This is a genomic window from Pseudoalteromonas piscicida, assembly GCF_000238315.3.
GTDB lineage: Bacteria > Pseudomonadota > Gammaproteobacteria > Enterobacterales > Alteromonadaceae > Pseudoalteromonas > Pseudoalteromonas piscicida.
The window spans coordinates 4,247,003-4,253,375 of the sequence record NZ_CP011924.1; the positions used below are offsets into that span (position 1 = coordinate 4,247,003).

The following is a 6,373-nucleotide window of genomic DNA, read 5'->3' on the forward strand; positions in this document are numbered from 1 at the left end:
GTTTATTCCTCAGAAGGTTGCTGTTTCGCTTGATGCTTTTCAGCTTTAGCGAGACGCTCTTGTTCTTCTTTCTTCTCGTATGCTTCGACGATACGAGCAACCACAGGGTGTCTAACTACATCGTGAGATTTAAAGAAGTTAAATGAAATCTCTTCTACATCATTGAGCACTTCTATCGCATGACGAAGTCCAGAGCGTGCACCGCGAGGCAAATCGATTTGCGTGATATCACCGGTGATCACCGCTTTTGAATTAAAGCCAATCCGCGTTAGGAACATCTTCATTTGTTCAGTCGTGGTATTTTGGCTCTCGTCCAAGATAATAAACGCGTCATTGAGTGTTCGACCACGCATATACGCCAAAGGTGCAACTTCGATGACATTTTTTTCGATTAGGCGCTCAACTTTTTCAAAACCAAGCATCTCGAATAGGGCGTCATAAAGTGGACGAAGGTAAGGGTCGATTTTTTGTGTTAAATCACCCGGTAAGAAGCCCAGCTTTTCACCAGCTTCAACCGCTGGACGAGTGAGGAGGATGCGACGTATCTCTTGACGTTCTAGCGCATCAACCGCTGCTGCAACAGCAAGGTAGGTTTTACCTGTACCCGCAGGACCAACACCAAAGGTAATATCGTGAGTTAAGATATTAGCGACATATTGGCTCTGATTTGGGTTACGAGGCTTAACCACACCGCGACGAGTCTTAATATAGACTTCTTTGTCCCACACGGTTGGCGCGTCTTGTTCAAGTACGTTCGCTTCTGTGATAGCTAGATGAACCTGATCCGGTTCGATTTCTGTCATTTTTCCTTTCACAGGCTGAGTATCAACATATAGAGATTTTAGAATATCCACAGCTGCTTTTGCCGTTACCGCTTGTCCGGTCACTTTAAACCAATTGTCACGGTGCGCGATTTCAACTCCAAGGCGACGTTCTATTTGTTTTAGATTTTCGTCGAACGGACCACAAAGTGAAGAAAGGCGGTGGTTATCTGCGGGTTCTAAGTAAATTTCTATATTCTTTATCTGATTACTCAAAATGTCTTCCTATAAAAATGACGCTAGCCGAAGCTAGCGCACAATTTAAAAATGCTAGGGGGTAAAAGTACCAACACCTAATTCATTAATTTCAGGTTCTTGTGGTGCTTTATTTAAGATATCCGACGGTTTTACGTCACGACGTAAATCCATTTCTGCTTCAGTGCGGATAAGCTCACCACGTAACGAGTTTGGTAACGCCTCAGTAATACGTACATCGACGAATTGGCCGATCACTGAGTGTGGACCTTCAAAGTTTACAACGCGGTTATTTTCGGTTCTACCACGCAGTTCCATTGGGTTTTTCTTCGATGGGCCTTCAACCAAAATACGCTGCTCGGTATCGTGCATCTTGCGGCTGATATCCTGCGCCATTTGGTTGATACGGTTCTGTAGAAGATACAGGCGTTCTTTCTTTTCTGATTCTGCCACATCGTCAGGTAAGTCTGCTGCTGGTGTGCCAGGTCGCGCCGAGTAGATGAAACTAAAGCTCATATCAAAGCCGATATCATTAATCAGGTTCATCGTCGCTTCAAAGTCTGCGTTCGATTCGCCTGGAAAACCAATGATGAAATCTGAAGACATGCTTAGGTTCGGACGGATCTTACGTAGCTTGCGGATCGTTGACTTGTACTCAAGCGCAGTATGACCGCGTTTCATAAGGTTTAGAATACGGTCTGAACCACTTTGTACCGGTAGGTGTAAATGGTCAACAAGCTCTGGCACATCCGCATAGGCTTCAATGATATCTGGTGTAAATTCAACCGGGTGAGATGTTGTATAACGAATACGGTCAATACCGTCAATTGCTGCAACGTAGCGAATTAAGTCAGAGAAGTAACAAATTTCACCATCGTGCATTTCACCACGGTAAGCATTTACGTTCTGACCGAGTAAGTTCACTTCACGTACACCTTGCTCCGCAAGCTGAGCAACTTCAAGGAGCACATCATCTAAAGGACGGCTTACTTCTTCGCCACGCGTGTACGGTACAACACAGAAAGTACAGTACTTAGAGCAACCTTCCATAATTGAAACAAATGCACTCGGGCCTTCAGCCTTTGGTTCAGGGAGACGGTCAAATTTTTCAATTTCAGGGAATGAAATATCAACGACAGCACCTTCTTTGCTTTGCACCTGCTTGATCATCTCTGGTAGGCGGTGCAATGTTTGTGGGCCAAACACGATATCAACAAATGGAGCGCGCTGACGAATGGTGTCGCCTTCTTGTGATGCTACGCAGCCACCAACACCGATAACAAGATCAGGGTTTGTGTCTTTTAGTAGTTTCCAACGACCAAGTTGGTGGAATACTTTTTCCTGTGCCTTCTCACGAATCGAGCAAGTATTGAGTAGGATCACATCAGCTTGCTCAGCTTCTTCTGTAAGCTGATAGCCATTTGTTGAATCCAAAAGATCCGCCATTTTCTGGGAGTCATACCCGTTCATCTGACAACCCCAGGTTTTAATATGCAGTTTTTTACTCATTTAAATATTGCCTCGTTTACAACTCGGTGTTTAGCACTACGCGTTTCTCGTGCAGGCGATGCTGAATTGATATCATTATGCCTAAAGGACGCGTATTTTATATGACCTATCTTGTCTAGCCAAGTATAGATTTTAACTTTCAAAATGTGGATCAATACAGGGTGTTTTAAGCAAACATCTGTTTTTATATGCGTTACAATGCGCAAAGACTCAATTAAGTGGAATATGGCATGAAAAACAAGGCTCTGATAGTCGGTGGTGGCATGGTTGGTGCGGCGTGTGCTGTTAAGCTAGCGAAGCAAGGTGTTGACGTAACCATTATTGAACATTCTCCCATCTCACCTGGTGAAATACTCGCAAGTGATAAGGTAGATATTCGCGTTTCTGCTATCAATCGCTTTTCCGAGCAGTTATTGGATGAACTCGGTGCTATGCCTGTGTTAAGAAGCGCCAGAGCTGCGGTTTACAAGCAGCTAGAAGCCTATGAGGATAAGCCTGGACAGTTGATATTTGATTGTGAAGCGCTAAACGCCTCGCACTTAGGCCACTTAATTGAGAATAACCTCATTCAAGCTGCCTTGTGGCAACAGTTTAAGGAATTTGATATCAAAGTGGTTTCACCTGAGGGGATCCCAAAGCGTATTGTTCATAATGAGAATTCCGTGACGATTGAGTATCAAGCAGCATCCTTTACCGCCGATTTGTTAATTGCAGCTGATGGTGGCCGTTCTATCGTCAGACAAATGAGTGGCATAGGCGTGACGGGGTGGCAATATGAGCAACATTGTATGGGGCTACTGATTAAACTCGACGCGCCGCAGCAAGAAAAAACATGGCAGCAATTTAAGCCATCAGGTCCCATTGCCTTTTTACCTATGCAGTATCCGTATGCCAATCTGATTTGGTATGACAACGGCAATAAACTCAATTTACTTAAGCAATTAGATAAGCAGGCGCTAAAACAAGAAGTAAAAGCAGCATTTTTTGAGCTACCCGGTGACTTTGAGATTGAAGAAGTGGCGGTTTTACCTTTAGCAAGGCAACATGCTAACCAGTACGTGAGCGAACGAGTGGTATTAGTAGGAGATGCAGCTCATACCATTAATCCGTTAGCAGGGCAGGGAGTAAACCTTGGCTTTAAAGACGTAACGGCGCTTGCTAAAGCGATTGAGTCAAAAGAAGATATTGGTGACAGTAGCGCATTGCATCATTATGAGAAAAAGCGTAGGAAAGACAACCTCTTGATGATGAGTATGATGGATGCATGTTATTTTGGTTTTTCGAATCAAGTAACACCGTTAAAGCATTTGAGAAATCTGGCGCTGAATGTGGCGAATAAAGCTGGGCCGTTAAAAAAAGAAGTGCTTAAGCATGCTATGGGAGGAGTTGGTTTTTAATCTTTGTTCTCTGCACTGAGCGTGTTACACCAATTTACTTAATTAAGTGATCTTTTTGAAGGAGCAAGTATTAAGATAAATCGGTATTACTGCACGCTTCATTATTTAGTGCGAGATCATCTCATCAGTGTTAGCTTATCGACGACATACATCAAAGTATTAATATCAAATTTGCCATCTAGCCTTAATAACCAATCACTGTTGGGCTGCAAAATGTAAGCAGTTTGAACTCCTGAAGGTCTGATAGAAGGAAAAATATGTTTTGCTCCGTGAGTAGCGGTAAACACATTTGCTTCGTCTATAACGCCAAGTTCAGCACTGACTTTCTGCATGTCTTCACTCTGTATATCAAACGTGCCATTGAAAGCTCGTGTCATAAACTCAAGAGGTGTTAAATCATACTTGTTAGGTAGACCAGCAAGTGCGGTAGCGCCAGTTATCCAGCTTAACGATAGTTCAGAAGAGTTGTCGTTAATCACAACTGAGTAGGTATCGTTAGTAAAAGTTTGGAATGAAACTTTATTTGCCTGCTCTGAGGGCTGACAGTAGCTAAAATGCTGAAGTGCTATTTCTATGTGTGATGGAGAGCAAATTGAACTAGCCTTTGCTTCTACAAAGCTAGGTATACTTAAAATGATTAATGAGAATAAAAGAAATAAAAACTTTAGCACTTTCTTTCCTAATGTGAAGAAAGTTTGAAAGTAGCATTAGTAAAATGAGCTAGGAATGAATAAAGAGGAAAGAAATTGTTACTAAATGGTGCGGAAAGAGAGACTTGAACTCTCACATCCGAAGATACTGGAACCTAAATCCAGCGCGTCTACCAATTCCGCCACTTCCGCACAGTAGATATTTATTTGTAGCTAACATCTCAAAAAGAGATGGCTGGAGTACCAGGATTTGAACCTGGGAATGGCGGGATCAAAACCCGCTGCCTTACCGCTTGGCGATACTCCAGCAATAGAGGTAAGTTCAAACCTTATTTAGCCTAGATTTGAGTTAGGCTACCTTACCGCTTCCACTTCGTGTCGAGACGATACCCAGCAATAGAGGTAAGTTCAAGAGTTTTAGTTCTGCTTGAAAGAACATGGTGCGGAAAGAGAGACTTGAACTCTCACATCCGAAGATACTGGAACCTAAATCCAGCGCGTCTACCAATTCCGCCACTTCCGCACAGTAGATATTTATTTGTAGCTAACATCTCAAAAAGAGATGGCTGGAGTACCAGGATTTGAACCTGGGAATGGCGGGATCAAAACCCGCTGCCTTACCGCTTGGCGATACTCCAGCAATAGAGGTAAGTTCAAACCTTATTTAGCCTAGATTTGAGTTAGGCTACCTTACCGCTTCCACTTCGTGTCGAGACGATACCCAGCAATAGAGGTAAGTTCAAGAGTTTTAGTTCTGCTTGAAAGAACATGGTGCGGAAAGAGAGACTTGAACTCTCACATCCGAAGATACTGGAACCTAAATCCAGCGCGTCTACCAATTCCGCCACTTCCGCATATCATTTTGCATTAGTTATTGGAACCTAAATCCAGCGTCTATATCAAGACATCTGCCAATTCCAAAACTTCCGCATTTATAAATGGTGGCTATGCCCTGATTTGAACAGGGGACCCCATCATTATGAGTGATGTGCTCTAACCAGCTGAGCTACATAGCCATTGGCTGGAGTACCAGGATTTGAACCTGGGAATGGCGGGATCAAAACCCGCTGCCTTACCGCTTGGCGATACTCCAACGAAAATTTGATTGTTTTAGTTCCAATCGAGAACATGGTGCGGAAAGAGAGACTTGAACTCTCACATCCGAAGATACTGGAACCTAAATCCAGCGCGTCTACCAATTCCGCCACTTCCGCACAGTAGATATTTATTTGTAGCTAACATCTCAAAAAGAGATGGCTGGAGTACCAGGATTTGAACCTGGGAATGGCGGGATCAAAACCCGCTGCCTTACCGCTTGGCGATACTCCAACGAAAATTTGATTGTTTTAGTTCCAATCGAGAACATGGTGCGGAAAGAGAGACTTGAACTCTCACATCCGAAGATACTGGAACCTAAATCCAGCGCGTCTACCAATTCCGCCACTTCCGCACAGTAGATATTTATTTGTAGCTAACATCTCAAAAAGAGATGGCTGGAGTACCAGGATTTGAACCTGGGAATGGCGGGATCAAAACCCGCTGCCTTACCGCTTGGCGATACTCCAACGAAAATTTGATTGTTTTAGTTCCAATCGAGAACATGGTGCGGAAAGAGAGACTTGAACTCTCACATCCGAAGATACTGGAACCTAAATCCAGCGCGTCTACCAATTCCGCCACTTCCGCACAGTAGATATTTATTTGTAGCTAACATCTCAAAAAGAGATGGCTGGAGTACCAGGATTTGAACCTGGGAATGGCGGGATCAAAACCCGCTGCCTTACCGCTTGGCGATACTCCA

Annotated in this window: 4 protein-coding genes and 7 tRNA genes; 1 reads left to right on the forward strand and 10 read right to left on the reverse strand. The window is 43.7% G+C overall.

From position 1 onward, the window contains the following. Positions 1–2: 2 nt before the first annotated feature. Both PPIS_RS19375 and miaB read right to left on the reverse strand, forming a co-directional pair. A complete protein-coding gene (locus PPIS_RS19375) occupies positions 3–1,037 on the reverse strand; it encodes a PhoH family protein (RefSeq protein ID WP_010370423.1) in 1,035 nt (344 codons plus the stop codon). Between the two features lie 54 nt (positions 1,038–1,091). Continuing rightward, entirely contained in the window at positions 1,092–2,525 is a 1,434-nt protein-coding gene (miaB, locus tag PPIS_RS19380) for a tRNA (N6-isopentenyl adenosine(37)-C2)-methylthiotransferase MiaB (protein WP_010370427.1), read from the reverse strand. A gap of 230 nt (positions 2,526–2,755) precedes the next feature. Here miaB and PPIS_RS19385 point away from each other — a divergent pair, with 230 nt between their 5' ends. Continuing rightward, positions 2,756–3,922 (forward strand): FAD-dependent oxidoreductase, encoded by a 1,167-nt coding sequence (locus tag PPIS_RS19385; protein WP_010370430.1) that lies wholly within the window; start codon positions 2,756–2,758, stop codon positions 3,920–3,922. Between the two features lie 116 nt (positions 3,923–4,038). On the opposite strand, the gene PPIS_RS19390 is transcribed toward PPIS_RS19385, so the two are convergent. The 8 genes from PPIS_RS19390 to PPIS_RS19425 all read right to left on the reverse strand — a co-directional run bounded on the left by PPIS_RS19390 (position 4,039) and on the right by PPIS_RS19425 (position 5,665). Next, positions 4,039–4,593, reverse strand: a complete 555-nt coding sequence (locus PPIS_RS19390; RefSeq protein ID WP_010370432.1) for a hypothetical protein — start codon at positions 4,591–4,593, stop codon at positions 4,039–4,041. Positions 4,594–4,679: 86 nt separating this feature from the next. Further along, positions 4,680–4,764: transfer RNA gene (locus tag PPIS_RS19395), tRNA-Leu, on the reverse strand. Between the two features lie 40 nt (positions 4,765–4,804). After that, positions 4,805–4,879 (reverse strand) — tRNA-Gln (locus PPIS_RS19400). A gap of 131 nt (positions 4,880–5,010) precedes the next feature. Then, a tRNA-Leu gene (locus PPIS_RS19405) sits at positions 5,011–5,095 on the reverse strand. Positions 5,096–5,135: 40 nt separating this feature from the next. Beyond that, positions 5,136–5,210: transfer RNA gene (locus PPIS_RS19410), tRNA-Gln, on the reverse strand. A 131-nt stretch (positions 5,211–5,341) separates the two neighbouring features. Beyond that, positions 5,342–5,426, reverse strand: a tRNA-Leu gene (locus tag PPIS_RS19415). An 85-nt stretch (positions 5,427–5,511) separates the two neighbouring features. Then, positions 5,512–5,588, reverse strand: a tRNA-Met gene (locus PPIS_RS19420). A gap of 2 nt (positions 5,589–5,590) precedes the next feature. Next, positions 5,591–5,665: transfer RNA gene (locus PPIS_RS19425), tRNA-Gln, on the reverse strand. Positions 5,666–6,373 lie beyond the last annotated feature (708 nt).

Bases quoted from the DNA above. Each gene is read 5' to 3' on its own strand.
- miaB (WP_010370427.1), bottom strand. From the start codon at position 2,525: ATGAGTAAAAAACTGCATATTAAAACCTGGGGTTGTCAGATGAACGGG.
- PPIS_RS19385 (WP_010370430.1), top strand. From the start codon at position 2,756: ATGAAAAACAAGGCTCTGATAGTCGGTGGTGGCATGGTTGGTGCGGCG.